The organism is Thalassospira sp. GB04J01, from assembly GCF_000751115.1.
Taxonomy (GTDB): domain Bacteria; phylum Pseudomonadota; class Alphaproteobacteria; order Rhodospirillales; family Thalassospiraceae; genus Thalassospira; species Thalassospira lucentensis.
Genome location: NZ_CCDX020000009.1, coordinates 54,758 through 78,034, shown reverse-complemented (window position 1 = coordinate 78,034; position 23,277 = coordinate 54,758). Strand labels below are relative to the sequence as shown.

The window sequence follows — 23,277 nt, the reverse complement described above, 5'->3', positions numbered from 1 at the left end:
TTTTTATGATGAGACCGGGTCGAGCGCCATTTTCATGCCTTCGTGGCTGGCAACAAAGCCAAGCCGTTCATAAAACCGATGGGCATCCTTGCGGGTTTTATCGGTGGTGAACTGTATCAGGACAGCGCCAAGTAATTTCGATATCGAAATAGATTCTAAAATCAGCTTTTCACCGATTTTTTGGCCGCGATGGCGGCTTGATACCCGCACCCCTTCGATCTGGGCACGCAATTGCCCGCGGCGTGACAATCCGGCAATCAGGGTTAACTGCAGACATCCGACAATATCATCGCCTTGGCAGGCCAGAAGATACTGATTGGGCAGGGCTGCGGTCGATTGCGATGTCATGGCGTCAAAGGCGGCGTAATAGGCATCGGGCAAAGGATCGGTGCATTCTTCGCGGGTTTTGCCCTTTTCGTCATCGGCCAGTAGGGCAACGATGGCGGGCAGATCATCGCGGGTGGCCGGTCGGAAAGTGATTTCGGTCGGCGTGGGGCTGTTGATCATCGGGGTTCTCTTGGGTGGTGGCGTTTGGTGTGGGTGTTTGCGGGCCATCATGCTGCAAAACCCGGTCAATGGACAGATACAACAGGATATTTGATATCGTTTTTCGCGATCGGGGCTTGGTCAAAACAGCAATGATGCCGCCGGTGAAACCACGCGGCGGCATCATAACGGCCCAGCATTCCACCAAATCGGGCATCAGACCAAACGCAGGTGCGGGGGTGGGGGAAATCACCTGCGATAGCCTGATGCCAGACCGGTTTCAGGAGTGGGCGATGTTTGGGTTACGCCAACCCACCATTGGCGCGCAGGGTTTGGCCATCAACCCAGCCAGAGTCCGTCCCAGCCAGGAAGGAAACCACCCCGGCGATATCGTCGGGCTGCCCCAGACGTTCAAGCGGTGGCATTTTGGAAAACTGGGCGATTTGCTCATCGGTTTTGCCATTCATGAACAGTTCGGTTGCAACCGGGCCCGGGGCCACGGCATTGACCGTGATCTGACGGCCGCGCAGTTCCTTGGCATAGACCGCTGTCATGGCCTCAACCGCCGCCTTGGTGGCGTTATAGACCGCATAGCCCGGCAATTTCAGATGAAGGGCCGTTGTCGAAAAATTGATCACCCGGCCATGATCGCGCAGGTGTTTCGCCCCTTCGCGCAGCATGTTGAATGTGCCGCGGACATTGATGTCCATCATCGCATCAAAGGTGGCATCCTCCATCTCGGCAATCGGCTGTGTGGTCATCACACCAGCATTATTGACAATGACATCCACCCCGCCAAATTCGGCAATGGTTTTGTCAAACAGGGCGGTGACCGCATCGGGGCGGGCGATATCGGCCTTCACCGCGATTGCCTTGCGTCCGTCGGATTTCAGGCTTTCGGCCAATTCTTCGGCAGCGGCGGCAGAATTGGCGTAATTGATCACGACAGCAAAGCCATCTGCGGCCAATCGTTTGGCAAGGGCGACACCAATGCCGCGTGATGCGCCGGTGATGATGGCGGTTCTGTTTTCCATGGCAGACATGAAATTTCTCCTTGGTGTATGTGCATGTAAGCGCGATGGGCTCACTATGACCGAGATGACATTTGGGATAATTGCGCTATATTCGAATTGACTGTTCGAATTTTGATAACAATGAGACATGGCGATGGACCGGTTTGAGGAAATGCGCAATTTCGTCCGGGTGGTGGAGCGCAAAAGCTTTACCAAGGCGGCAGGGGATTTGATGATCCCGCGTGCGACCATGACCAATTCTATCCAGCGGCTTGAAGCGCGTCTGCGGACCCGGTTGCTTGACCGTACGACGCGCACCGTGGTGCCGACACTCGATGGCGAGGCCTATTACCGGCGGTGTGTCGATATTCTGGCCGAGCTTGAAGAAGCCGATGGTATCTTTCGCCGGACGGATCCGCGCGGGCTTTTGCGGGTCAATTTACAAGGCACGCTGGCGCGCAAATTTATCATTCCGCGTCTGCCGGAGTTTCTGGAACGCTATCCCTGTATCGATCTGATGATTAGTGACGGTGACCGGTTTGTCGATCTGGTGCATGAGGGGTTTGATTGCGTGGTGCGCAGTGGCGGATTGTCAGATTCGTCAATGATTGCGCGACGGCTCGCCATCTTGCGTGAGGCAACTGTTGCCAGCCCGGACTATATCGCCCGCACAGGCATGCCCGAAACGCTTGAAGACTTGAAAACCCAAGGCCATACGATGGTGAGCTTCCTGTCGGGGGCCGATGACAAGCCGATCCCGCTTGATTTCACAGTCAATGGCACGGTGCGCCAGATCATGCTTCCGGCCAGCATTTCGGTGACCGGCGCGGATAGCTATGCGGCATGCGCCTATGCCGGGCTTGGTTTGGTTCAGGTGCCGCGCTATCGGGTTGCTGATGACCTTAAAGTCGGGCGGTTGGTGGATATCCTGCCCGAATTTCCGCCTGACCCGATGCCGGTCAGCATCCTGTATCCGCAAAACCGTCAGCTTTCAGTCAGAGTGCGGGTGTTTGTCGATTGGGTGGCCAATATTCTGGCCGAGGCGGATATCTAACCCACAAAGATTACGCCGGGTCTTTATCGATGGAAAGCTGTTTGATCCGGTTTCGCAATGAAACCAGATGGGCTTGCCAGTAATGGGTCATCATCGGTTTGAATCGGTTGTCATTCAGGCCATTGCGCGCCGGGTGGGCCGCGGATAATGCCTCAAGCCCGCTATGGGTCAGGGTCAGGCGTGTAGCGTCACCAGATTGCGCAAAGCGGATATCAACATGGGTGACGGGCTCTTTGCGGTCTGCTGTTGGCCATCGCCATTCAAATGCCAGCCGTTTGGCCGGGTCCCAATGGATCACTTTGCCCGCCTCGACCACGAAATCGGGGCGACGTTTATCGACTTCCTGTAAAAACCGCGTGCCATTATCGCGTTCGTCAAATTGCATGACGCCGGGGCGATTGCCAATCAGCCGGTTGCGCGGGCCTTGCTTCCACCAAAGATCAATGTCGTTGGTGAACATGTCAAAAGCCGTCTGGGCATCGCAATCAACACGAAGGGCGACAAAGGTTTTGGCCGACATGGGGTGTCCTATTAAACAAAACGGGCGGAGTGCTGTTTCTTCCCAGAAAGCACACCGCCCGGCAAGTCAATTCATCTATCCGCGCGTTTAGTAGCCGCTTTGACGATCGACAAGGCCGGTTGGCGTTTCACCACGTGCCATGCGATCAATGTTTTGCGCAATCTGATCGGCCGATTCCTCAACCCGGGTGGCCGCGGCAATATGCGGGGTGATACGGATTTTCGGATGATCCCAGAACGGGTGACTTTCGGGCAGCGGTTCGGTAACGGCAACATCCAAAAACGCACCGCGCAGATGCCCGGTATCAATCGCACGCAGCAAGTCGGCCTCATTGATCATCGCACCGCGTGCGGCATTAATGATCGCAGCCCCCTTTGGCAGATGCGACAGGGTTTCGCTGTTAAGCAACCCTTCGGTTTCAGGCGTGCGCGGCAGAAGGCAGATCAGAATATCGGCCTCGCCCAGAAATTCGTCAAAGGCATCCTCACCGGCAAAGGTGGTGATGCCCTCGATCGCCTTCATCGAGCGGCTCCAACCTGAAACGGTAAAGCCAAGGTTGGAAAGCGCGGTGGCAACGGCCGCACCCAGGGCGCCCAGCCCCATGACACCAACCTGGCATTTTGAAATACGTGCGACGTCATGCTGTTTCCAGATGGCTGTGGCCTGCTGGGCGCTATAGACATCAAAATCACGCATGAAATGAAGGGCTGCATACAGATGATATTGCACCATCTGATCGGCCATCCCCGCATCTTCAAGCCGGATGACCGGGATGTTTTCCGGCAGGCTGGGCGATGACACAACATGATCGACCCCGGCCCCCAGCGAAAAGATCGCTTTAAGGTTGGTCAGGTTTTTGATCAGTCCCTGTGGCTGTTTCCAGAACAGGGCAAAGTCAATCGTTGCGGGATCGTAATTGTCGTCGCCCGTGACGATATTGGCATCAGGCAGCCGTTCAACCAGCGCCTTTTTCCAATCGGCGTCTTCGCCCGCGGCGGAAATAAGGATATTGGGCGCGGCAGTATTGGTTGGCATAGGGCTTTCTCCTGATGCGGTGACAAATGAGGGTGCCGGTTTATGGGTCCATCAGTATAAACGCGCCAGATCGCAAAGCGTTCCTGTGCATTTTCTGGCGCGTCTATTGATGGCAGCAGTGAAGGCCATTGGTCAATCTTTGGACGTGGGGAGATTGCCCCTAAAGCCCCGATCAATGGGCAAAGATCATTGCCGGATCGCGGAATGTCTTGAATTCCACGCCATTTCCAGCCGGGTCCTCAACAAAAAACGTCCCCTGCTCGCCCGGTTCACCGGCAAAACGGATTTTCGGTTCCAGCAGGAATGTCACCCCGGCATTTTTCAGGCGTTCGGCCAGACCATGCCAGACGTCCCATTCCAGAACCGCGCCAAAATGCGGGATTGGTACCGCATCGCCATCGACCGTGCCCGACCCGGCGTTTTGCCCGGCCTCAGACCGGACATGGGCGGACAGCTGATGACCAAAGAAATCAAAATCAATCCACGCCTCGGTCGAGCGACCTTCGTCACAGCCCAGTATATCAATGTAAAATGCGCGGGTGTCGGCGATGGATTTGATCGGGAAGGCCAGATGGAACGGGGGTAAGGACATGGGGTTCTCCTAAGATTATCTAATGCTGTGTTGTTTGAACCAGTCTAAACCAGCATAATACTGCCGGTAAAATCAGAAGTTCTGCATTTAGCATCAGGAAATCTATTGCTATGGCGCTGCGCCCGACCACCCCGCCACTTAATGCGCTGCGCGCGTTTGAGGCTGCTGCCCGGTTGGGCAGTTTTGCCCGGGCGGCGCATGAATTATCGGTGACAGCCGGGGCGGTCAGCCAACAGGTTGCCAACCTTGAAGCCAGCCTTGGCATGGCGCTGTTTGATCGTAATGGGCCGAAACTTACTTTGCGCGACGCCGGACGGGCCTATTTACCGACATTGCGAAGGGCGCTGGATGAGATTGAGGCCGCGACCCTTGATCTGGTCACCCATGGGACGGGGGAACGTAAATTGGTGATCGGCGCGCTGCATACCATTGCCAGTGCATGGCTGATCCCGCGATTAAACCGCTTTCAAAACGAATATCCGGATATTCGCCCGGTGATCGAAACCCTGGCGCTTAATTTCGCCACCCCTGACCGCAGTCCCGAACTTGGCAGTCGGCTTTTGGATGTTGGGCTGTATTTTGGCAATGGGACGTGGCCGGGGCTGAAATCCGACAAGATTCTTGATGAAATTCAGGTGGTTGTCGCCAAACCGGGATATGTCGCGCCGGATCGGAAAGACGACCTTACAGCCCTGATTGCCGATCATCCACGGTTGGTCCATACCACCCGGCCCAAGGCGTGGCACGATTGGGGATTGGCGCATCGGGTTGCCATCACCGGGGCGCCAGGACCGGGGTTTGAGCATTTCTTTATGCTGATTGAGGCCGCCAAGGCGGGCATGGGCTTGGCGCTTTTGCCGCGTGTCCTGATCGAAGGGCCGCTTGCCGAGGGTGGGCTTGAAATCGTCTGTCACGCGACCTTGCAAAGTGATGGTGCCTACTACCTGATCACGCCGGAAAACCGGACCGACCGGCCAGAAGTCAGGGCCTTTCGCGATTGGGTCTTGCGCGAAGCTGCGATGGGGGCCGGTGCCCTCGGATCGCCCTAACCAATTGGGAATAGGTGCATTTATTGCGAGATCAGGTGCCAGATTTACGGCGATAGATGCTGTGCAGCAAATGGTCTTTCTTCGGGCCTGTGATTTTTATTTTTGTTTCGAAATGATTGGCATCAAGCCAGATCATGCAGTGATGATAAAAATCATCCCCGCACGGATGAATGTCGCGTGCGCAAAGTCCTTCGTCGGCATCTTCGCCAAAGTGCAGCATCACATAGCGATTGCCAAATCCAATCGGGTCGCGAAACAGAAGCTCAATCGCGGCCGGGTCTTTGTGTAGCACGAAATCATATTCGCGGTAGCCATCAAACCGCTGACCATCGGTGCGCGTCAGAAACCCTTCCTCGCGATAGCGCAGGACATTGGGTTTACCCGGCTCGGCCATATGGAAGGTAACATCCCCGACAAACCGGCCGACATCCCCCAGATCGCGCTCAAGCGTCCAGCCGCCGGTCAGGGCAGCAAAGATTTCAGATGCTGTCGGGGTGGATGCGGTCATGGTTGGAAAATACGTTTTGTTGCAGGGATAAAAAAGGCAGGGTCGCGCAGCGGTGCCCTGCCTTTTACATGATTTTTCAGGTGTTTATGCTTTGGGCAGCATCAGGGGTAATTTTTCGCCGCCAAGGATATGGACATGCAGGTGCGGGACGTCCTGGCGGCCGTGTTCGCGGGTGTTGGCAATCAGGCGGTAGCCGTCCTCAACCACACCGGCCGCGGCCGAGATTTTACCAATCGCGCGGGTATAGGCGATGATTTCGGCATCCGATGCATTGGTGGCAAAATCATCATAGGACGTGTATGCGCCTTTGGGGATTACCAGAACATGGGTTGGGGCCTGTGGCGCGATGTCGTTGAACGCCAGCACATGGTCGTCTTCAAAGACCTTGCTGCACGGGATGTCGCCGCGCAGGATTTTGGCAAAGATGTTTTCCGGGTCATAGGGTTTGACGGCCATTTGGGGCTCCTGATCGCTAGATTTGGGTTATGGCTGCCATATTGAACAGGCTTTGCTTTGGGTGCAATTTGGATTTTCAGAAAGTACGACCATTTTCCCATGCCCATCGTTTCGGGCGGCCCGAAATCCATTGTGCGGTAGGCTGTGGATGCCCGCCTGCGCGGGCATGACGGGTTCTGTTGACTACGTTTAGTCGTCGGCGCGTGCGGCTTTCTCGGCAATACCCGAGATGCCCTGACGTTCGGCCAGAATGTTCCAGACATCTTGCGGTTTCACACCCTGATCGGCCCAGAGCACCATCAGGTGATAGAGAAGATCGGCACTTTCGGACGCGACTTTTTCCGGGGTTTCGGCCAAGGCGGCGATCACGGTTTCAACGCCTTCTTCACCGACTTTCTGCGCAATTTTGGCCGTGCCCTTGGCAAACAGCTTGGCGGTGTAGCTGGTGTCGGGATCGGCACCCTTGCGCGCGGCCACGGTGGCATAAAGCGCATCAAGGATGTGTTGATCTTGCGGGTTTGGCATTTTCTACTCCTCACGCACGGGGATGCCCGCCGCCTTCATGTGGTCTTTGACCTCGCGGATGCGATAGGTGCCAAAATGGAAGATCGAGGCGGCCAAAACCGCCGATGCGTGGGCGTCACGAACCCCTTCGACCATATGATCAAGGGTCCCGACCCCGCCCGATGCAATCACCGGCACATGGACAGAATCGGCAATGGTTTTGGTCAGCGGAATGTTAAAGCCCGACTGGGTGCCATCGCGGTCCATCGAGGTGACCAGAAGTTCGCCCGCGCCATATTCGGTCATTTGTTTTGCAAACGAAACGGCGTCGATCCCGGTTGGTTCGCGCCCGCCATGGGTAAAGATTTCAAATTTGTCCGGGCCAGTTGATTTGGCATCAATCGAAACGACAATGCATTGCGATCCGAACTTGCGCGCCGCTTCGCGCACGAAATCGGGGTTTTTGACCGCTGCTGTATTGATCGAAACTTTATCGGCCCCGGCCAGAAGCAATTTGCGAATATCGTCAAGCGACCGTACCCCGCCGCCGACGGTGACGGGCATAAAGCAGGCTTCTGCGGTGCGCGCGACCACGTCAAAAATGGTGTCGCGGTTGTCACTTGATGCGGTGATATCAAGGAAGCACAGCTCGTCGGCACCCTCGGCATCGTAAATACGCGCCTGTTCGACCGGATCGCCGGCATCAATCAGATCAACGAAATTGACACCTTTGACAACGCGGCCGTCCTTAACATCAAGACAGGGAATGACACGGGTTTTCAGCATGGTCGGTTTCCTGTGTGTATCGTTAGGACAAGGCCGCAATGGCCGCGGTAAGGTTAATGCGCCCATCATAAAGGGCACGTCCGGAAATCGCGCCATCAATACCGGCATCGGTATGGGCCTTGACCGCAATCAAATCATCAAGCGACGATACCCCGCCCGACACAATCACCGGGGTCGAGATGGCCGATGCCAATGCCACGGTGGACTCAATGTTCGGGCCGCCCATCGCACCATCGCGGTCGATGTCGGTAAAGATGATGGCGGCAACACCGCAATCTTCAAACTTTTGCGCCAGTTCAAGGGCGGTGACTTCGGATGTTTCAGCCCAGCCTTCGACCGCGACATAGCCATCGCGCGCATCAATGCCGACAGCCACCCGGCCCGGCCATTTGGCACAGGCTTGCTTGACGAAATCAGGATTGCGGAGCGCCACGGTGCCAAGGATAACGCGGGTAATGCCCTTGTTCAGCCAGTAATCAACGGTTTCCATGGTGCGGATACCCCCACCCAACTGGGTTTGGGCTTTGCCATCAACGGCGGCCAAGATCGAATCAACTGCTGCGCCATTGACCGGCTCCCCGGCAAAGGCGCCGTTCAGATCAACAATATGGACCCAGTGACACCCGGCGGCGACAAATTCACCGGCCTGTGCACCGGGGTTATCGTTAAACACGGTCGCGTTGTCCATGTCGCCGCGCAAAAGGCGAACACAGGCACCGTCTTTGAGGTCAATTGCGGGATAAAGATTCACTGCTCGGTGTCCTGTATTTTCTTGGTGTAGTAATAGCCTTCGACCATCTTGCCGTCGATCATCGCGTAATAGGGATTGATCCCCCAACGGACGTATCCCAGCCCATTATAAAGTGCGATGGCGGCAGTCTGGGTTTCGCGAAGGTCAAGTTTCAGCACACTATAGCCTGCTTCGCGGGCGAAATATTCGATGCCGCGCACAATCGCCTTACCATTGCCGCGCCCGCGTGCCCATGGGGCAACGAAATGGCCGGAAATCTGGGCAGAATGGCGTTGTGCTTCGAGGTTGGCCGGGGTTTCGATCAGTTGTGCCGCGCCGGAAATCACGCCATCAACGCGCGAAACAAACAAGTTGCGCCCGGGCATCAGCAAAACGCCACGCCAGTATTTTTCCATATCCGGGCGATCTGGTGGGGTGAGCCAGCCAAAGCCGCCGCCTTCAACGATTGCTTGCGTGCAGGCATCAACGATGTCGGACAGATCCCCCGCCGAAAGCTGGGTGACATGTTCGGCCATGACGCCATCCTGAATGGTATCACTTGGTGCGATCATGGTTTCCATCCCAGGAAATTCCCAATGATAGTAAGCCCGGTTTGCTGGCTTTTTTCCGGGTGGAACTGGGTGCCGACCATATTGTCACGTCCAATCATTGCGGTCAGGTCGCCGCCATAAGATACCGATGCCAGCCGTTCGGCCGGGTTGGCGACATGCATGTGATAGCTGTGCACGAAATAGGCATGATCGCCATCGGAAATGCCGTTCATCACCGGGTGTGCCTTGCCCGCCGGATCAAGCACCAGCTCGTTCCAGCCCATATGCGGGATTTTAAGGGTCGGGTCGTTTGGCTCAATCGCAACCACTTCGCCCTTGATCCAGTCAAGGCCATCGGTGGTGACAAATTCGCGCCCGACAGACGACATCAACTGCATGCCAACACAGATGCCAAAGAACGGCTTGCCGCCCTTAATCACCTGTTCGCTCAGCACATCGACCATGCCGGTCACCGCATCAAGCCCGGCCCGGCAGTCGGCATAGGCGCCAACACCCGGAAGCACGATATGGCTGGCGCTGCGGACTTTTTCGGGGTCATTGGTGACAATGATATCGTCGGAAAATCCGGTTTCACGGGCGGCGCGCTCAAATGCCTTGGCAGCCGAACGCAAATTGCCTGAGCCGTAATCAATAATCGCAACACTCATGGGTAGGAAGGGCTCCCGGTTGAGGGGGTGGAGACAACAGTTTGCGGCGGTGATGCCAATTGCGTGGTGCCAAGGTGGGCTGTTCTGATCCGTTGGCTGCCAAGATTGGCAAAGCAGCGATATTCGGCATCAGAGTAGGTTTTACCGGCCACGATATCGACCATTTTCCAGCCCTTGGCGGCAAGCTTGCGGCGCTTAAGGTCATTGCCAATCAGGCCAAAGCCGATGCCGGTCAGAAGGGCCAGCGCAAAGTCCATTTCCGGCCCGCCGTTAAACAGCCGGACCAAGAGGCCGGACGCCAACGACACCGCGACAATTGCGAAAAAGCCAAGCCAAAGGCGATGATACAACGCCCAAAGTCCCGACAGCAGAAAGGCCCAGAAATTGAACCCTTCGCGGATCAGGATGGCGTTTTCCATCGGGTCGGCATCGCCGGGATGGATATGGACTGTGTAAACCTGCATCGAAAACCGATTTTCTGGTCCCGGTGGCACCAATGTCCCACCGGTATACTCCCGATCTTTATGTGATCAGATCACGTCAGATCAAAGTGATCCACCAAGTGTGCCCTTGGTCGACGGAATGGCATCGGATTTGCGCGGATCAATTTCAATCGCCACACGCAGCGACCGTGCCAGCGCCTTAAAGGCACTTTCGATGATATGGTGGTTGTTCTCGCCATACAGGTTCTCGACATGCAGCGTAATGCCGCCGGCCTGGGCAAAGCCCTGGAACCATTCGCGGAACAGCTCGGTATCCATATCGCCGATCTTGTCGCGGTTAAAATCGACATTCCAGATCAGATACGGGCGGCTTGAAATATCAAGCGCGACACGGGTCAGCGCCTCATCCATCGGCAACAGGCAGCTGCCATACCGGTTGATGCCCTTTTTGTCGCCAAGTGCCTTGGCAAAGGCTTCGCCGATTGCGATCCCGGCATCTTCGGTGGTGTGATGGAAATCAATATGCAGGTCGCCCTTGGCCCGGACCTTAAGGTCCATCAGGCTGTGGCGTGAAAGCTGTTCGAGCATGTGATCAAGGAAGCCAACGCCAGTTTCGACGTCATAAACGCCGGTACCGTCAAGGTTCAGCTCAACCGTGATCTGGGTTTCGTTTGTATTACGCTCAACGCGGGCCTTGCGCATGCAAAGCTCCTTTCCTGCAGATATTGATGCATATGTTGGGACGTATGTAGCAATAAAGTGGCGTAAATACCAGCTTTAGGAAGTTGTCTATTTTCTCCAAGATCAGGGACGATGAGTGTTGGACCTGTTCGGGTGACGAAGCAATATCCACCCTTTGAATATTTTTTGAATAAAATTTGACATATTTTTATTCTTAAGTTATTTGTTAATAATCGCAGTACAGAATTTAATGGTGTTAGGTGATGTAGTGGATCGACAAAGCACGCTTAGAATTCTTGCAGAAAGCCTTGAAGTACCGCTCTGGAGTTTGGTTGAGCAGTTTAAGGGCACATTGCGAGGATTGGCTCAAACTGAACATTTTGATCTCGATGATCGAGCTGCAGTTGGCAATGCACTTCATTCGGCTTTACCGAGTGCGTTCGATGCCTCTGGGCTCGGGCTTGATGGCTTCAATTTGATCAAAGATGTTGTCGGTCCAGGCAACAAGATTGAGACGAAGGTCCAAGTCGGAGGTCAAGAGCACTCAGTGTGTTTGGAGTTGCACTTTGCTGGTCCGCGAGGCGGTACTCGCAAAAAGACACACCAATATGCGTCAGAGGATGTTACGGATGAACCGAGGTTCGATGGTTTTGATGTTATTGCCCCACAAAAAGTGCTGCTCTTTCTTGCTTATCATTTGAACGGCATTAGCACCGCAGTTGAGCGCTTGCATTTAGTGTTTTCAGATGGTGTTGACCGCCGAAGCATTCAGTTGTTTAAACCAGATGAAATTGATGTCAGGAAAGCTGCACCTATCCAGCCGCAAATTTTGCCAGAAGTTGGTGCTGCCTTAAGGATTAGAGAACACGCCTTGGGAGAGGCTAATACACATGCCCGTAAAGCAAATAAACGGAGGAATGCTGCTCCTAGCTCGTAAGAGAAGGCGAATAACCCAAACCGAGTTGGCCAATGAAGCACGTGTACCGCAAGCTGCGATTTCACGTATTGAAAATGGCACAAGAGACGCGCTGTCAATGGAGGAAATCCAATCGATAGCGCGTGTTTTGGGATTCCCAACCGCATTTTTCTTTGAGCAGGAGCCGCTCTATCGTCGCCCAATTAGCTTACATGGTGCCGCTTTTAGAAAGAAAGCTTCTGTTTCCGTAAAGGATCAAGACGCAGTTGTCGCAATGGCTAACCATTATGTTATGCAACTGCGCCGTATGTTGGATGCAATTGAACTTGAGCCGCAATTTAAACTCCTGCAGTTCGAGATCGTAGGTGATCGAAACGGTGCAGGAGATTTCGCCGAGGCGGTCAGTTGTGCGTCCGAAGCCGCAGAGAAAGTACGTCAATCTTGGCAGCTTGGTTCAGGACCGATTATGGAGCTTGCCAAATACGTTGAGGCTACGGGTGTAATTGTTGTCCTGAGCGATTTTGGTGATGCTGATATTGATGGGATGACGTTACGTCCTGTGGGTATGCAACCGGTAATCTTACTTAATAATAACCGTCCTGCTGATCGTCTGCGGTTTAGTCTCGCCCATGAATATGGACATGTGATTTTGCATCCATATCCTTCAGAAGAAATGGAAAAAGAGGCAAATGAATTTGCTGCAGAGCTTTTGATGCCCCGCTCAGGAATTCTGCCAGATTTGAGAAAGAAGCTAACCTTACCATACCTTGGCTCGCTCAAGCAGAAGTGGGGAGCAGCCATGTCTGCTTTGATTTACAGAGGCAAAAGTTTAGGAACCTTGACCGGTGATGAGGCTGTCTCACTTTGGAAAAAGATGAGCTTCTATGGTTATCGTACGCGTGAACCGGAAGATTTTGATATAGAGTTTAGTATGCCTAGACTGCGTGCGGATTTGATTGAAATGCATATGCAGAGCTTGGGGTACTCGCTTGAGGAACTTGCGGAAGCTTTTAAGACTCTTCCTGCAGAATTCGCAAGGATGCATGGGTTGGTTGAACCTGGCGAACCAAAGAAACCGAAGCTCCGCTTAGTCGTGAGCAGTAATTAAAATATGTGGGGCCGAGAACTGTTTCGGCCCCACATATTTTCAAACAAAATCAAACTTATCGACATCAAATAGGCCGCGATCGGTCATTTTCAGGTGCGGAATGACCGGAAGGGCCAGGAACGCGACCTGAAGGAACGGTTCGGGCAAAACGCATCCCAGATCCTTTGCTGCGGCGCGCAGCGTAATCAGGTCTTTTTCAACCGTCTCAAACGGCTCGAGGCTCATCAGGCCTGCGACCGGCAACGGCAGTTCAGCCGTGACTTTGCCGTTATCGGCAACGGCAAAGCCGCCGCCCATTTCAATCAGGCGATTGACCGCAGCCGCCATGTCAGCATCATTTGCACCGACCACAGTGATGTTGTGGCTGTCATGCCCGACCGAGGAGGCAATCGCGCCGCGTTTAAGGCCAAAGCCGCGCACGAAACTTCTGCCAATATTGCCATTGATGCCGTGGCGTTCGACGACAGCAACCTTGATCACATCGTTATCCAGATCGGGTTTGAGGCCATTTTCGCCAATTTCAAGGGTGGCTTCGTCGCGGAAGGTCAGGATCAAGCCCGGTTTGACTTTAATCACCGGGGTCTGGTTTTGGCCCGGTTTGGGGTCGCAGGCAAAGGCAGAGGCATCGACCGGGGTGGCCTTCATTGATGACAGGCCGACTGGGTCTATGGTTTTGCGCTTGGCAAACAGATCGTTGGTGACGAGGCGGCCCGCGGCGATGACAGCGCTAACATCGCAGGTATCAAGATCATTGAGAATGGCGATATCGGCCCGCCAGCCCGGCCCGATCAAACCGCGATCGCGCAGACCAAAAATGCGCGCGGCGGAATGGGATGCCGCGCGATAGGCATGATGGATCGGGCAATTGCGGGCTTTCAGATGCCCGATCAGGCGGCGCACCAGACTATCAAGATGGCCTTCTTCGCCGATATCAAGCGGATTGCGGTCATCGGTGCACAGGGCGACGAAGCTTGAGCTGTTTTCGTCCAAAATCTCAGCCAGTGCTTCGAGGTCCTTGGAGACGGACCCTTCACGGATCAGGATTGCCATGCCCTTGGCGAGTTTTTCACGGGCTTCGTCAGCTGAGGTGGCTTCATGGTCGGTGCGAATGCCAGCGGCCATATAGCCGTTCAAATTAAGACCGCGCACCAGCGGCGCATGGCCGTCAATATGCCCATCCTGAAACGCTTCGAGCTTGGCCATGATGCCCGGATCAAGGTTGAGCACACCGGGGTAATTCATCATTTCCGCCAGACCGACGACCTTGGGGTGGTCGCGAAACGGCAACAGGTCTTCGATTTCAAGCCGTGCGCCTGCAGTTTCAAAGGCGGTGGCCGGAACGCAGGATGACAGGTTGACCCGGATGTCCATCACCGACTGTTCAGCACATTCAAGGAAGTACTTAATCCCGTCTGCCCCCAGAACATTGGCGATTTCGTGCGGGTCACACAGAACCGTGGTCACACCGTGGGGCAAGACACAGCGATCAAATTCAAGCGGGGTGACCAATGAGCTTTCGATATGCAGATGGGTATCGATAAAGCCCGGAACGGCGAATTTTCCGGTGCAGTCGATCTCGGTCTCGCCAGCATAACTGTCATGGGTACCGACGATGCGGTCGCCGACAATTGCGATGTCGGTCACAGTGACGTTACCGGTGATGACATCGAGCAACCCGATGTTGCGCAGGACCAGATCAGCTTTGATTTTGCCCTGTCCGGCGAGGATGCATTTGCCAAGATGGGTTTGGGTCAGATCGGTGCTGCTCATGGGGTTTGGTCCTTGGGTTCTTTGAAATTCTTTTATGGGTAAAGGGTAAAGCAAGTTGGCTGCATGTGCTTTGAATTTTTTATGGGTCTTGGCGTTGAAACAGTATTTGCCATTCGACAAAACCCTATGATCGGCCTTGGCCCTTGACCGGGCGGTTGTGCGTGCTAACTCTTGGTCGAAGCATTGGATGATATTCAAGGATAATTCATGAGCGAACAACAAAGCTGGCACGGCACGACGATCCTGTCTGTGCGCAAGGGGAATGAAGTCGTGGTGGCTGGTGACGGTCAGGTGTCGCTGGGCCAGACCGTGATCAAGGGCAATGCCCGCAAGGTCCGCCGGATCGGCCAGAAAGGTGACATCATTGTCGGTTTCGCCGGGGCGACGGCAGATGCCTTTACCCTGCTTGAGCGTCTTGAAGCCAAACTGGACCGTCATCCGGGCCAAACCATGCGTGCCTGTGTTGAACTGGCCAAGGATTGGCGCACAGATCGCTATTTGCGCAAGCTTGAAGCCATGATGGCGGTTGCTGATCGCGACATTTCGCTGGTTTTGACTGGTCAGGGTGATGTTCTGGAACCTGAAGACGGCATTATCGCCATCGGATCGGGTGGAAATTATGCCTTGTCTGCCGCCCGTGCCCTGATGGATCAGGACATGACAGCCGAGGAAATCGCCCGCAAAGCCATGAAGATTGCCGGTGAGATTTGCGTCTATACCAATGGCAGCGTCACGCTCGAAAAAATCGAGGATGCGAAATAGGCAGGGTGCCGTTTCGGGCCCTGATCACGCATCCGTCGCAATAACAAAACGGAACACCAAAATGACCCAGAATTACAGCCCGCGCGAGACGGTTTCCGAACTGGATCGCCACATTATCGGTCAGAAAGAAGCCAAACGCGCGGTTGCCATTGCGATGCGCAATCGCTGGCGTCGTCAGCAGCTTGACGACACCATGCGCAATGAAGTTCTGCCCAAAAACATCCTGATGATCGGCCCGACCGGGGTGGGTAAAACCGAAATTGCGCGCCGTCTGGCAAAGCTTGCCGATGCGCCGTTCATCAAGATCGAAGCCACCAAATTCACCGAAGTCGGCTATGTCGGGCGTGATGTTGAACAGATCGTGCGTGATCTGGTCGAGGTGTCGCTTGATCTGACCCGTGAGGCCATGCGCAAAAAGGTCCGGGCCAAGGCTGAAATGCAGGCCGAGGAACGTATTCTTGATGGGCTGGTAGGGGAAAACGCATCGGCTGATACTCGCCAGAAATTCCGCAAGATGCTGCGTGAAGGCGAGTTGCAGGACAAGGAAATCGAAATCAACGTTCAGGAAAGCAGTTCGTCCTCGATGCCGACCATCGATATTCCGGGCATGCCCGGTGCCCAGATGGGCATGATGAACTTAAATGACATGTTCGGTAAAGCCTTTGGCGGCAATACCAAGCCCAAACGCATGACTGTCACAGAAGCCTTTGAGCGCCTGATTGATGAAGAAGGCGACAAGCTGCTTGATAATGACAAGGTTACTGCCGAGGCGATTGATAATGTCGAGCAGAACGGCATCGTGTTCCTCGACGAGATCGATAAAATCACCGCGCGGTCGGAACGTGGCGGCGATGTATCGCGCGAAGGGGTGCAACGTGATTTGCTGCCGCTGATCGAAGGAACCAACGTTTCAACCAAACACGGCACGGTCAAAACTGACCATATCCTGTTTATCTGTTCGGGCGCGTTCCATCTGGCCAAACCATCGGACCTTCTGCCGGAATTGCAGGGCCGTTTGCCGATCCGGGTGGAGCTCAAAGCGCTTACCGAAGGCGATTTCCGCCGCATTCTGATGGAGCCGGAAGCTTCCCTGATCAAGCAGTATATTGCATTGATGAAGACCGAAGATGTCACATTGGACTTTAGCGATGATGCGATTGATGAAATTGCCCGCATTTCAGCCAGTGTGAATGAGGCGGTCGAAAATATCGGCGCACGTCGTCTGCATACGGTTCTGGAAAAGCTGTTGGATGACATCAGCTTTACCGCAACCGACCGGGCGGGCGAGACGTTCAAAGTCGATGGCGCCTATGTTCGTGAGCAGGTCGAAGAGCTGTCGAAAGATACCGATCTTTCGAAATTTATTCTGTAACCGAAACGATATCTTCGACGCAGATTGCCAAAAGGCCAGCATTTCGGTGCTGGCCTTTTTGTCTGAACGGGTCAGGCGCTGTGCAATTTGCGGATATTGTTGTCGGCCTTGGCGGGCAGATAGACGGTAAAGATCGACCCAACGCCCTGTTCGCTGTCGATGATCATGGTGCCGCGGTGGCGTTGTACCAGATGTTTAACAATGGCCAGACCAAGGCCCGTTCCGCCAACGGCGCGTGAGCGAGCGGTATCAACCCGGTAAAACCGTTCGGTCAGGCGCGGCAGGTGTTCGCGTGCGATGCCGTCGGAATGGTCGCGGATGGCGACGGCCATGATACGGTCATGGCGGAACCGGGCCAGCGCACCGGGGGGCGTTTTGGCCAAGGTAATCGAAACTTCGACATCGGTATCGGGATGACCGTATTTGATGGCGTTTTCGACCAGATTGATAAACACCTGTGTCAGTTCCTTTTCGTCGCCAACGATTTCGGTGTTATCAAGCGCATGATCAACGCGGATCTTCATGCCCTTGGCATCGGCCTTCATCGCCAAGGTTTCAGCAACCTTGCCAATGATTTTACCAACGTCGCAATCCTCGGACGGCGGGGTATGTTCGTTCAACTCAATCCGCGCCAGCGACAGCAAGTCTTCGATCAGATGCTGCATGCGCAGTCCCTGATCGCGCATCACCGGCAGGAATTGTGCCAGCGCATCCGGATCATCTTTGGCCGGACCTTCAAGCGTTTCGATAAAGCCCAGCAGTACCGAAAGCGGGGTGCGCAGTTCATGACCGGCATCGGTGGCGAAATCGGCACGCATCTGTTCAAGTTTGCGAAGCTCGGTCAGATCGGAAAAGCTGAGAACAAAGTTTCGGTCGCCGGTTGCCGCGGGCAGGCGTGCGGTCAGCACATCAAAATGACGGTGCGCATCGCTGGCGAGAATGAACTCGGCATGTTTCATGGTTTCGCGTTCGTTGGCGACATCATCAAACGCGTCCAGAAGGATCGGATCACGGATAAAACGCGTCAGATCGCGCCCTGTTTCAAGGTTGTGAAACAATCCCCGTGCAGCCTGATTGAACCCGGTGACAACCCGGTGCCGGTTGACCATCACCACCGGATTGGGCAGGTGATCAAGGATTTCGGCATCGGTGCTGGTCTGGGTTTCCAGATGTGAAATACGTTCGCGAAACGCACTGGCGATCTGGGTATAAAGCGATGAGAGTTCAGACGCCGCGCTAAAGGAAAGATGCTGTGGCGGTGTTCCCCGGAACCGGTCGCGCAGATCGGTGGCGTAGCGCGCAACCCGGCGCAAATCGCCAAAATAGATGCGCAGTATCGCAGCAATTCCCAACCAGGAAAGCGTCGCGGCGACGACCGCCGTGCCCCAGCCAAGCAGTTCCATCGCCGCAAGGACGACGAATACAATGCCTGCTGGAAAGGCAACGGCCAAAGCCGTAAGTAACAATTGGCTAAAACCCAATTGACGCTCCTGTTGAGAAGGTATGATGACCTGTTACTGTACGCAGGTCTAAAAGTGGACCTAAAATGGTTATACGCTGGTAAAGATCAAATAAAAGTTTGATGACAGTTTTCAAGGTCATGAAGCAATTGAAAAAAAACGTCTGCGATCCTGAAAAAAGACCGCAGACGCAGGAACGGATGGCAACGATTGCGCTATGTGACGTGTCGCTGTGTCCTTAAAGGATACGAGCACCCTGATCGAAGCTTAGACGCGGGCTGCGCTCATGCAGTTTGGCTGCATCGCCGTAACCGATATTGATCAGGAAATTGCTTTTAACCGGGGTATTGGCAAAAAATTCCGTATCCAGTTTTGCATTGTCAAAGCCCGACATGGGGCCGCAATCAAGCCCAAGACCACGCAGAGCCAGAATGAAATAGCCTGCCTGAAGCGAACCATTGCGAAACGCCGTTGTTTTAATCGCGTCATCCTTTCCGGCAAACCATGACCGGGCATCGGTATGGGGGAACAGATCGGGCAGTTTTTCATAAAATTCCATGTCATGGGCAATGATGGCGGTGACCGGTGCGGCCATGGTTTTATCAACATTACCGGCAGCAAGGCAGGGTTTAAGCCGTGCCTTGGCGTCGGGGGATTTTACAAAACTGATCCGCATCGGTTCGCAATTGGCACTGGTTGGTCCCATCACGGCCAGATCCCACGCCTGTTTGAGAAGGTCGGTATCAACATCGCGGTCCAGCCATTGGGTATGGGTGCGCGCGCCGTGAAACAGAAGATCAAGTGCAGTGGAATCAAGCATGGAACCTCTCAATTTGGATGGGGGTTAGGACTCTTTCATAAAGTTAAGCATACAGGGACAATTCGCAACCGTGCATGCCCTATCCATATGAAATGTGGAAAAACAAGTGGTTCACTGGTATTTTCATATGAAAGATGATCTCGAAAAACGGGACGCTTCCTGTGGCCGGAGGTCACAATGTTGGGGCGAGGTGCCATGAACCAGGTGTCCGCCACGAGGAGTGGTTCGCAGAATACTGGAAATAGAAATGACATTTGACGCCAAAGGGCACGCATTGGCCACCGCGTCGACACGGATGACTTCCATGTCCATGCTGCGCAGTGTGGTAGTTGGTCTTTCATTCGCCGTCGGACTGACATTTGGTGCCGGTCATGTACTGGCGCAATCAGCTGACGATCAGACAACAAATTCTAGCACGGAGTCGGTACCAACCGACACCGTGACCACCGATCAGGCGAATGCCGATGTAAATGATGCCGCGGCGACAACGACCAATGACGCAATGGCGGCCAGAACACCGACCGGGGATGCGAAATCGGCCGTGGTTTTCATGTATCATCGCTTTGGCGAAAATGATTACCCGTCGACCAACATCACCACCGAGCAGTTCGATGCCCAGATCAAGGAACTGACCAACGGTAATTACACCGTGCTGGGCGTGCCCGAGATTGTGGCCGCACTTCAAGGCGGCGGCGGATTGCCCGACCGGACAATCGGGATCACGATTGATGATGCCTATCGTTCTGTCTATGAGCTGGCATGGCCGGTTTTTCGTAAAAACAACATGCCATTTACCGTGTTTGTTTCAAGCGAGCAGATCGACGCAGGTTATTCCAATTATATGACCTGGGACATGGTGCGCGAAATGGTGCGCGACGGGGTGACAATTGGCGGGCATAGCCAGCATCATTCCCACCTGCCCGACCTTCCGATTGATGAAGTCAAAGCCGAACTTGCCCATTCGGCAGAACGATTTAAAGAAGAACTCGGCTTTGTCCCGGAAATCTTTGCTTATCCTTACGGCGAGGCAAATGATGACGTGATCAAGGCGGTCACGGACGCCGGGTACAAGTCCGCGTTTGGTCAGCAAAGTGGTGCAATGAGCGACGAGTCAGATTTCATGTATCTGCCGCGTTTTGCCCTTAACGAGCATTATGGTGCGATGGAACGCTTTAGCTTGGCGGCAAATTCGCTGCCGTTGCGGGTGAGCGACGTGACACCGGGCGACTATACCCTGACACGAAACCCGCCGGCCTTTGGCTTTACGTTAAAGGAGCCTGCGCCGAACGTGTCATGCTATCCGTCTGATGGGCAGGCAACCATGAGCCGCCTTGGCGATGAGCGGATTGAAATTCGCATGGATGGCCCGGTGGCGTCTGGTCGCTGGCGGATCAATTGCACCGCCCTTGGCGCACAATCACGGTGGCAGTGGTTCGGGATGCTTTATACCGTCCCTTAAAGGCGATCATCACGAACGCACCATTTTAACGCCGCAGATTCCAAGGGATTTGCGGCGTTTTTTATTGCGTTTTTTGGGTGCTTGCACGTGATCATGCGACAATGTAGGTTAACCACACTTCTTAACCGTAAATAGTTGGTAACCACAGTGCCACGTGCTCTCACAGGAAAGAATATCCTTCTGATCATCTCGGGCGGCATTGCTGCCTATAAGGTTCTTGAGGTGATCCGTCGGTTGCGTGACCGCGATATTAACATTCGCGCGGTCCTGACCAACGGTGGTGCGCAGTTTGTCACCCCGTTGTCGGTTGCAGCACTGACGGAAAACAAGGTCTATCAGGATTTGTTTTCCCTGACCGATGAGGCCGAAATGGGCCATATCCGATTGTCGCGTGAGGCGGACCTTGTTCTGGTCGCCCCGGCAAGTGCGGATATTCTGGCAAAAATGGCCACCGGACAGGCCGGTGATCTGGCAACCACGGCCCTGCTAGCGACCAATAGGCCGGTAATGATTGCACCGGCGATGAATGTTGAAATGTGGAACCATCCGGCGACACAAGCCAATATCGCAACCCTTGAAAGCCGGGGTGTCTTGCGCGTTGGGCCGTCTTCTGGTGATCTGGCGTGCGGCGAATTTGGGTCCGGTCGTCTGGCTGAACCGGCCGAAATCATTGCCAGCGTGCTTGATTTCCTTGAAGCGGCTGACGCACCCAAGCCGCTTTTGGGCAAAAAGGCGATTGTCACCAGCGGCCCGACCTACGAGCCGATTGACCCGGTGCGCTATATCGCCAACCGGTCATCGGGCAAACAGGGCCATGCGATTGCCGAAAGTCTGGCGCAGGCGGGGGCGGATGTCACATTGGTGTCCGGCCCGGTTTCACTTCCCGATCCAGTTGGGGTGAAAGTGGTGCGGGTCGAAACCGCACGCGACATGTTGGCGGCGGTGACAAATGCGCTTCCGGCTGATATTGCGGTTTTTGCTGCCGCTGTTGCCGATTGGCGTGCCGCAGATGCGGCGGATCAGAAGATGAAAAAAGACGGATCAGGCGTGATCGCTGATCTGAAGCTTTTGGAAAATCCTGATATTCTGGCAACCATCAGTGCGCCCGGCCCCACCCGCCCGGCCCTTGTGATCGGTTTTGCGGCCGAAACGCAAAATGTTGCCGAGCATGCGCGCGCCAAACGGGTGCGCAAGGGCTGTGACTGGATTCTGGCCAACGATGTTGCGCCCGATACCGGGACTTTTGGTGGCGATCAGAACGAAATCTGCCTGATTGCAGGCGACGATGAAAAAACCGATGAACGCTGGCCACGTCAAAGTAAAACCGGCGTTGCCCGGACGCTGACGGCGCGCATCATTGACCATTTTGCCTGATGCTTACGCACAGGTGATCAGCATACTGCCATGCCGCTAGACCCTTTCGGGGCGGCGATACAAAAGACAAGGAAGAACCATGACGCGCTTGACCGTCAATTTGAAACGACTTCCTCACGGTGCGGATTTGCCGCTGCCCGATTACGCGACGTCACAGTCGGCGGCCGTCGATTTGCAGGCCGCAATTGACGGTGTGCAGGTGATCGCGCCGGGCAAACGGGCGATGATTGAAACCGGCATTGCGATTGCGCTTCCGGCCGGGTTTGAAGCACAAGTCCGCCCGCGATCAGGCTTGGCGGCGAAAAACGGTGTCACGGTGCTCAACAGCCCGGGTACGATTGATGCCGATTACCGCGGTGAGATTAAAGTCATTTTGATCAATCACGGGGATGCGGCATTTGAAATTGAACGCGGCATGCGCATTGCCCAGCTTGTTGTTGCACCGGTGACACAGGTGGCGTGGCAGGCGGTTGATGATCTGGATGAAACGGCGCGTGGATCGGGCGGATTTGGGTCAACTGGTACCAAGGGTGCGGTATCTGCTTGAACGGTCCGCTGGAACCAGCGGGTAATGCAAGGAATGCTCTGTCGAAATCAGGTCCAGATGACATCTGGGGGGATGTCGGGGCCACAAGGGGAGTAGCGAGAAAAGATGTTAAAGCTTTCTAAGAAAATGCTGTTTGCGATCGAGGCGGTTGTCGATATTGCCTATAACGCGGCGGGTGAACCGGTACAAAGCCGCGATATCACCGCGCGTCAGGGCATCCCGAAACGCTATCTTGAACAGACATTGCAACAGCTTGTCCGGGCTGACATTCTGGTGGGTGTACGCGGCCCGCGCGGTGGGTATCGATTGGCGCGCGAACGCCGTCGCATCACGCTTTCTGATATTGTGTCGGTGATCCGTGCGATGGAAACATCCGATGACCCGATTGAAGATCCGGCAGGATCGCCGCTTGGCAAGGAAGTCGTCCGGCCATTGTGGCGCGAGTTGCAAGATGAAATGATGGTACAACTGGCGAAAATCACGGTCGAGGATTTGTGCAATCGGGCACGGGATGCCGGTTTGCGCAGCGGGATCGAAGAATCCCCCGATTTCATTATTTAGTCTTCTGAACTGACGGTGGTGTATTGTATCTTCAATCAACAAGAAACCGCTG

General features: G+C 54.7%; 27 protein-coding genes. 10 read left to right on the top strand and 17 right to left on the bottom strand.

Annotated elements, in window-relative coordinates:
* Positions 1-3 precede the first annotated feature (3 nt).
* Both AMM48_RS07575 and AMM48_RS07565 read right to left on the bottom strand, forming a co-directional pair.
* A complete protein-coding gene (locus tag AMM48_RS07575; protein ID WP_102783571.1) occupies positions 4-507 on the bottom strand; it encodes a GNAT family N-acetyltransferase in 504 nt (167 codons plus the stop codon).
* 281 nt (positions 508-788) lie between these two features.
* Positions 789-1,529: an SDR family oxidoreductase gene (locus AMM48_RS07565; RefSeq protein WP_102783569.1), complete on the bottom strand. Its 741-nt coding sequence runs from the start codon at positions 1,527-1,529 to the stop codon at positions 789-791.
* 124 nt (positions 1,530-1,653) lie between these two features.
* Between AMM48_RS07565 and AMM48_RS07560 the strand changes: the two genes are divergently transcribed.
* On the top strand, positions 1,654-2,553 hold the full coding sequence (locus AMM48_RS07560) for a LysR family transcriptional regulator (protein ID WP_102783568.1): 900 nt from the start codon (positions 1,654-1,656) through the stop codon (positions 2,551-2,553).
* A gap of 10 nt (positions 2,554-2,563) precedes the next feature.
* On the opposite strand, the gene AMM48_RS07555 is transcribed toward AMM48_RS07560, so the two are convergent.
* From AMM48_RS07555 to AMM48_RS07545, 3 genes are all read right to left on the bottom strand, one after another.
* Positions 2,564-3,073 carry an SRPBCC domain-containing protein gene (locus AMM48_RS07555; protein WP_102783567.1) on the bottom strand — a complete coding sequence of 170 codons (510 nt, stop codon included), beginning with the start codon at positions 3,071-3,073 and terminating at the stop codon, positions 2,564-2,566.
* An 87-nt stretch (positions 3,074-3,160) separates the two neighbouring features.
* Positions 3,161-4,108: a glyoxylate/hydroxypyruvate reductase A gene (locus AMM48_RS07550; RefSeq protein ID WP_102783566.1), complete on the bottom strand. Its 948-nt coding sequence runs from the start codon at positions 4,106-4,108 to the stop codon at positions 3,161-3,163.
* Positions 4,109-4,280: 172 nt separating this feature from the next.
* On the bottom strand, positions 4,281-4,700 hold the full coding sequence (locus AMM48_RS07545; RefSeq protein WP_022733694.1) for a VOC family protein: 420 nt from the start codon (positions 4,698-4,700) through the stop codon (positions 4,281-4,283).
* A 110-nt stretch (positions 4,701-4,810) separates the two neighbouring features.
* On the opposite strand from AMM48_RS07545, the gene AMM48_RS07540 reads away from it, so the two are divergent.
* Positions 4,811-5,749 carry a LysR substrate-binding domain-containing protein gene (locus AMM48_RS07540; RefSeq protein WP_102783565.1) on the top strand — a complete coding sequence of 313 codons (939 nt, stop codon included), beginning with the start codon at positions 4,811-4,813 and terminating at the stop codon, positions 5,747-5,749.
* Between the two features lie 31 nt (positions 5,750-5,780).
* Here the strand turns inward: AMM48_RS07540 and AMM48_RS07535 are convergent, their stop codons facing one another.
* The 9 genes from AMM48_RS07535 to hisB all read right to left on the bottom strand — a co-directional run bounded on the left by AMM48_RS07535 (position 5,781) and on the right by hisB (position 11,097).
* Positions 5,781-6,257 carry a DUF6314 family protein gene (locus AMM48_RS07535; RefSeq protein WP_244271159.1) on the bottom strand — a complete coding sequence of 159 codons (477 nt, stop codon included), beginning with the start codon at positions 6,255-6,257 and terminating at the stop codon, positions 5,781-5,783.
* 84 nt (positions 6,258-6,341) lie between these two features.
* Positions 6,342-6,713: a histidine triad nucleotide-binding protein gene (locus AMM48_RS07530; RefSeq protein WP_102783564.1), complete on the bottom strand. Its 372-nt coding sequence runs from the start codon at positions 6,711-6,713 to the stop codon at positions 6,342-6,344.
* A gap of 189 nt (positions 6,714-6,902) precedes the next feature.
* Entirely contained in the window at positions 6,903-7,238 is a 336-nt protein-coding gene (locus AMM48_RS07525) for a phosphoribosyl-ATP diphosphatase (protein ID WP_102783563.1), read from the bottom strand.
* A 3-nt stretch (positions 7,239-7,241) separates the two neighbouring features.
* Positions 7,242-8,003: an imidazole glycerol phosphate synthase subunit HisF gene (hisF, locus tag AMM48_RS07520; RefSeq protein WP_102783562.1), complete on the bottom strand. Its 762-nt coding sequence runs from the start codon at positions 8,001-8,003 to the stop codon at positions 7,242-7,244.
* 22 nt (positions 8,004-8,025) lie between these two features.
* Complete coding sequence (hisA, locus tag AMM48_RS07515; RefSeq protein ID WP_102783561.1) at positions 8,026-8,754, bottom strand: 1-(5-phosphoribosyl)-5-[(5-phosphoribosylamino)methylideneamino]imidazole-4-carboxamide isomerase; 729 nt, start codon at positions 8,752-8,754, stop codon at positions 8,026-8,028.
* Positions 8,751-9,314: a GNAT family N-acetyltransferase gene (locus tag AMM48_RS07510; protein ID WP_102783560.1), complete on the bottom strand. Its 564-nt coding sequence runs from the start codon at positions 9,312-9,314 to the stop codon at positions 8,751-8,753. Before AMM48_RS07510 ends, hisA begins: the two co-directional genes overlap by 4 nt.
* Entirely contained in the window at positions 9,302-9,952 is a 651-nt protein-coding gene (gene hisH / locus AMM48_RS07505; protein WP_102783559.1) for an imidazole glycerol phosphate synthase subunit HisH, read from the bottom strand. The genes AMM48_RS07510 and hisH overlap by 13 nt, the downstream gene beginning before the upstream one ends.
* Positions 9,949-10,416: a DUF2628 domain-containing protein gene (locus tag AMM48_RS07500; RefSeq protein WP_102783558.1), complete on the bottom strand. Its 468-nt coding sequence runs from the start codon at positions 10,414-10,416 to the stop codon at positions 9,949-9,951. The genes hisH and AMM48_RS07500 overlap by 4 nt, the downstream gene beginning before the upstream one ends.
* A gap of 81 nt (positions 10,417-10,497) precedes the next feature.
* Positions 10,498-11,097: an imidazoleglycerol-phosphate dehydratase HisB gene (hisB, locus tag AMM48_RS07495; protein WP_102783557.1), complete on the bottom strand. Its 600-nt coding sequence runs from the start codon at positions 11,095-11,097 to the stop codon at positions 10,498-10,500.
* A gap of 247 nt (positions 11,098-11,344) precedes the next feature.
* Here hisB and AMM48_RS07490 point away from each other — a divergent pair, with 247 nt between their 5' ends.
* Both AMM48_RS07490 and AMM48_RS07485 read left to right on the top strand, forming a co-directional pair.
* Positions 11,345-12,013 carry a hypothetical protein gene (locus tag AMM48_RS07490; RefSeq protein WP_146030390.1) on the top strand — a complete coding sequence of 223 codons (669 nt, stop codon included), beginning with the start codon at positions 11,345-11,347 and terminating at the stop codon, positions 12,011-12,013.
* Entirely contained in the window at positions 11,967-13,100 is a 1,134-nt protein-coding gene (locus AMM48_RS07485; RefSeq protein WP_102783555.1) for an XRE family transcriptional regulator, read from the top strand. The genes AMM48_RS07490 and AMM48_RS07485 overlap by 47 nt, the downstream gene beginning before the upstream one ends.
* A 39-nt stretch (positions 13,101-13,139) precedes the next feature.
* Here the strand turns inward: AMM48_RS07485 and ade are convergent, their stop codons facing one another.
* The gene (ade, locus tag AMM48_RS07480) at positions 13,140-14,870 is read right to left on the bottom strand and encodes an adenine deaminase (RefSeq protein ID WP_102783554.1); all 1,731 of its coding nucleotides are present in this window, start codon (positions 14,868-14,870) and stop codon (positions 13,140-13,142) included.
* Between the two features lie 207 nt (positions 14,871-15,077).
* Here ade and hslV point away from each other — a divergent pair, with 207 nt between their 5' ends.
* A complete protein-coding gene (hslV, locus tag AMM48_RS07475) occupies positions 15,078-15,632 on the top strand; it encodes an ATP-dependent protease subunit HslV (RefSeq protein ID WP_022733707.1) in 555 nt (184 codons plus the stop codon).
* 61 nt (positions 15,633-15,693) lie between these two features.
* Positions 15,694-17,004 carry an ATP-dependent protease ATPase subunit HslU gene (gene hslU, locus AMM48_RS07470; RefSeq protein ID WP_022733708.1) on the top strand — a complete coding sequence of 437 codons (1,311 nt, stop codon included), beginning with the start codon at positions 15,694-15,696 and terminating at the stop codon, positions 17,002-17,004.
* 71 nt (positions 17,005-17,075) lie between these two features.
* On the opposite strand, the gene AMM48_RS07465 is transcribed toward hslU, so the two are convergent.
* Together AMM48_RS07465 and AMM48_RS07460 are read right to left on the bottom strand one after the other, a co-directional pair.
* Positions 17,076-18,485, bottom strand: coding sequence for an ATP-binding protein (locus AMM48_RS07465; protein ID WP_102783553.1), 1,410 nt, complete (start codon positions 18,483-18,485; stop codon positions 17,076-17,078).
* Between the two features lie 217 nt (positions 18,486-18,702).
* On the bottom strand, positions 18,703-19,284 hold the full coding sequence (locus AMM48_RS07460; RefSeq protein ID WP_101301344.1) for a malonic semialdehyde reductase: 582 nt from the start codon (positions 19,282-19,284) through the stop codon (positions 18,703-18,705).
* Positions 19,285-19,531: 247 nt separating this feature from the next.
* On the opposite strand from AMM48_RS07460, the gene AMM48_RS07455 reads away from it, so the two are divergent.
* The 4 genes from AMM48_RS07455 (at position 19,532) to AMM48_RS07440 (ending at position 23,225) form a co-directional block, all read left to right on the top strand.
* The gene (locus AMM48_RS07455) at positions 19,532-20,743 is read left to right on the top strand and encodes a polysaccharide deacetylase family protein (RefSeq protein WP_102783552.1); all 1,212 of its coding nucleotides are present in this window, start codon (positions 19,532-19,534) and stop codon (positions 20,741-20,743) included.
* A 147-nt stretch (positions 20,744-20,890) separates the two neighbouring features.
* Positions 20,891-22,117 carry a bifunctional phosphopantothenoylcysteine decarboxylase/phosphopantothenate--cysteine ligase CoaBC gene (gene coaBC / locus AMM48_RS07450; RefSeq protein WP_102783551.1) on the top strand — a complete coding sequence of 409 codons (1,227 nt, stop codon included), beginning with the start codon at positions 20,891-20,893 and terminating at the stop codon, positions 22,115-22,117.
* Positions 22,118-22,196: 79 nt separating this feature from the next.
* Positions 22,197-22,664 carry a dUTP diphosphatase gene (gene dut, locus AMM48_RS07445; protein ID WP_102783550.1) on the top strand — a complete coding sequence of 156 codons (468 nt, stop codon included), beginning with the start codon at positions 22,197-22,199 and terminating at the stop codon, positions 22,662-22,664.
* Positions 22,665-22,769: 105 nt separating this feature from the next.
* Positions 22,770-23,225, top strand: coding sequence for an Rrf2 family transcriptional regulator (locus AMM48_RS07440; protein WP_022733714.1), 456 nt, complete (start codon positions 22,770-22,772; stop codon positions 23,223-23,225).
* The last annotated feature ends 52 nt before the right edge of the window (positions 23,226-23,277 follow it).

Bases quoted from the DNA above. Each gene is read 5' to 3' on its own strand.
- AMM48_RS07575 (WP_102783571.1), bottom strand. From the start codon at position 507: ATGATCAACAGCCCCACGCCGACCGAAATCACTTTCCGACCGGCCACC.
- AMM48_RS07565 (WP_102783569.1), bottom strand. From the start codon at position 1,529: ATGTCTGCCATGGAAAACAGAACCGCCATCATCACCGGCGCATCACGC.
- AMM48_RS07560 (WP_102783568.1), top strand. From the start codon at position 1,654: ATGGACCGGTTTGAGGAAATGCGCAATTTCGTCCGGGTGGTGGAGCGC.
- AMM48_RS07555 (WP_102783567.1), bottom strand. From the start codon at position 3,073: ATGTCGGCCAAAACCTTTGTCGCCCTTCGTGTTGATTGCGATGCCCAG.
- AMM48_RS07550 (WP_102783566.1), bottom strand. From the start codon at position 4,108: ATGCCAACCAATACTGCCGCGCCCAATATCCTTATTTCCGCCGCGGGC.
- AMM48_RS07545 (WP_022733694.1), bottom strand. From the start codon at position 4,700: ATGTCCTTACCCCCGTTCCATCTGGCCTTCCCGATCAAATCCATCGCC.
- AMM48_RS07540 (WP_102783565.1), top strand. From the start codon at position 4,811: ATGGCGCTGCGCCCGACCACCCCGCCACTTAATGCGCTGCGCGCGTTT.
- AMM48_RS07535 (WP_244271159.1), bottom strand. From the start codon at position 6,257: ATGACCGCATCCACCCCGACAGCATCTGAAATCTTTGCTGCCCTGACC.
- AMM48_RS07530 (WP_102783564.1), bottom strand. From the start codon at position 6,713: ATGGCCGTCAAACCCTATGACCCGGAAAACATCTTTGCCAAAATCCTG.
- AMM48_RS07525 (WP_102783563.1), bottom strand. From the start codon at position 7,238: ATGCCAAACCCGCAAGATCAACACATCCTTGATGCGCTTTATGCCACC.
- hisF (WP_102783562.1), bottom strand. From the start codon at position 8,003: ATGCTGAAAACCCGTGTCATTCCCTGTCTTGATGTTAAGGACGGCCGC.
- AMM48_RS07510 (WP_102783560.1), bottom strand. From the start codon at position 9,314: ATGGAAACCATGATCGCACCAAGTGATACCATTCAGGATGGCGTCATG.
- hisH (WP_102783559.1), bottom strand. From the start codon at position 9,952: ATGAGTGTTGCGATTATTGATTACGGCTCAGGCAATTTGCGTTCGGCT.
- AMM48_RS07500 (WP_102783558.1), bottom strand. From the start codon at position 10,416: ATGCAGGTTTACACAGTCCATATCCATCCCGGCGATGCCGACCCGATG.
- hisB (WP_102783557.1), bottom strand. From the start codon at position 11,097: ATGCGCAAGGCCCGCGTTGAGCGTAATACAAACGAAACCCAGATCACG.
- AMM48_RS07485 (WP_102783555.1), top strand. From the start codon at position 11,967: ATGCCCGTAAAGCAAATAAACGGAGGAATGCTGCTCCTAGCTCGTAAG.
- ade (WP_102783554.1), bottom strand. From the start codon at position 14,870: ATGAGCAGCACCGATCTGACCCAAACCCATCTTGGCAAATGCATCCTC.
- hslV (WP_022733707.1), top strand. From the start codon at position 15,078: ATGAGCGAACAACAAAGCTGGCACGGCACGACGATCCTGTCTGTGCGC.
- hslU (WP_022733708.1), top strand. From the start codon at position 15,694: ATGACCCAGAATTACAGCCCGCGCGAGACGGTTTCCGAACTGGATCGC.
- AMM48_RS07460 (WP_101301344.1), bottom strand. From the start codon at position 19,284: ATGCTTGATTCCACTGCACTTGATCTTCTGTTTCACGGCGCGCGCACC.
- AMM48_RS07455 (WP_102783552.1), top strand. From the start codon at position 19,532: ATGACATTTGACGCCAAAGGGCACGCATTGGCCACCGCGTCGACACGG.
- dut (WP_102783550.1), top strand. From the start codon at position 22,197: ATGACGCGCTTGACCGTCAATTTGAAACGACTTCCTCACGGTGCGGAT.
- AMM48_RS07440 (WP_022733714.1), top strand. From the start codon at position 22,770: ATGTTAAAGCTTTCTAAGAAAATGCTGTTTGCGATCGAGGCGGTTGTC.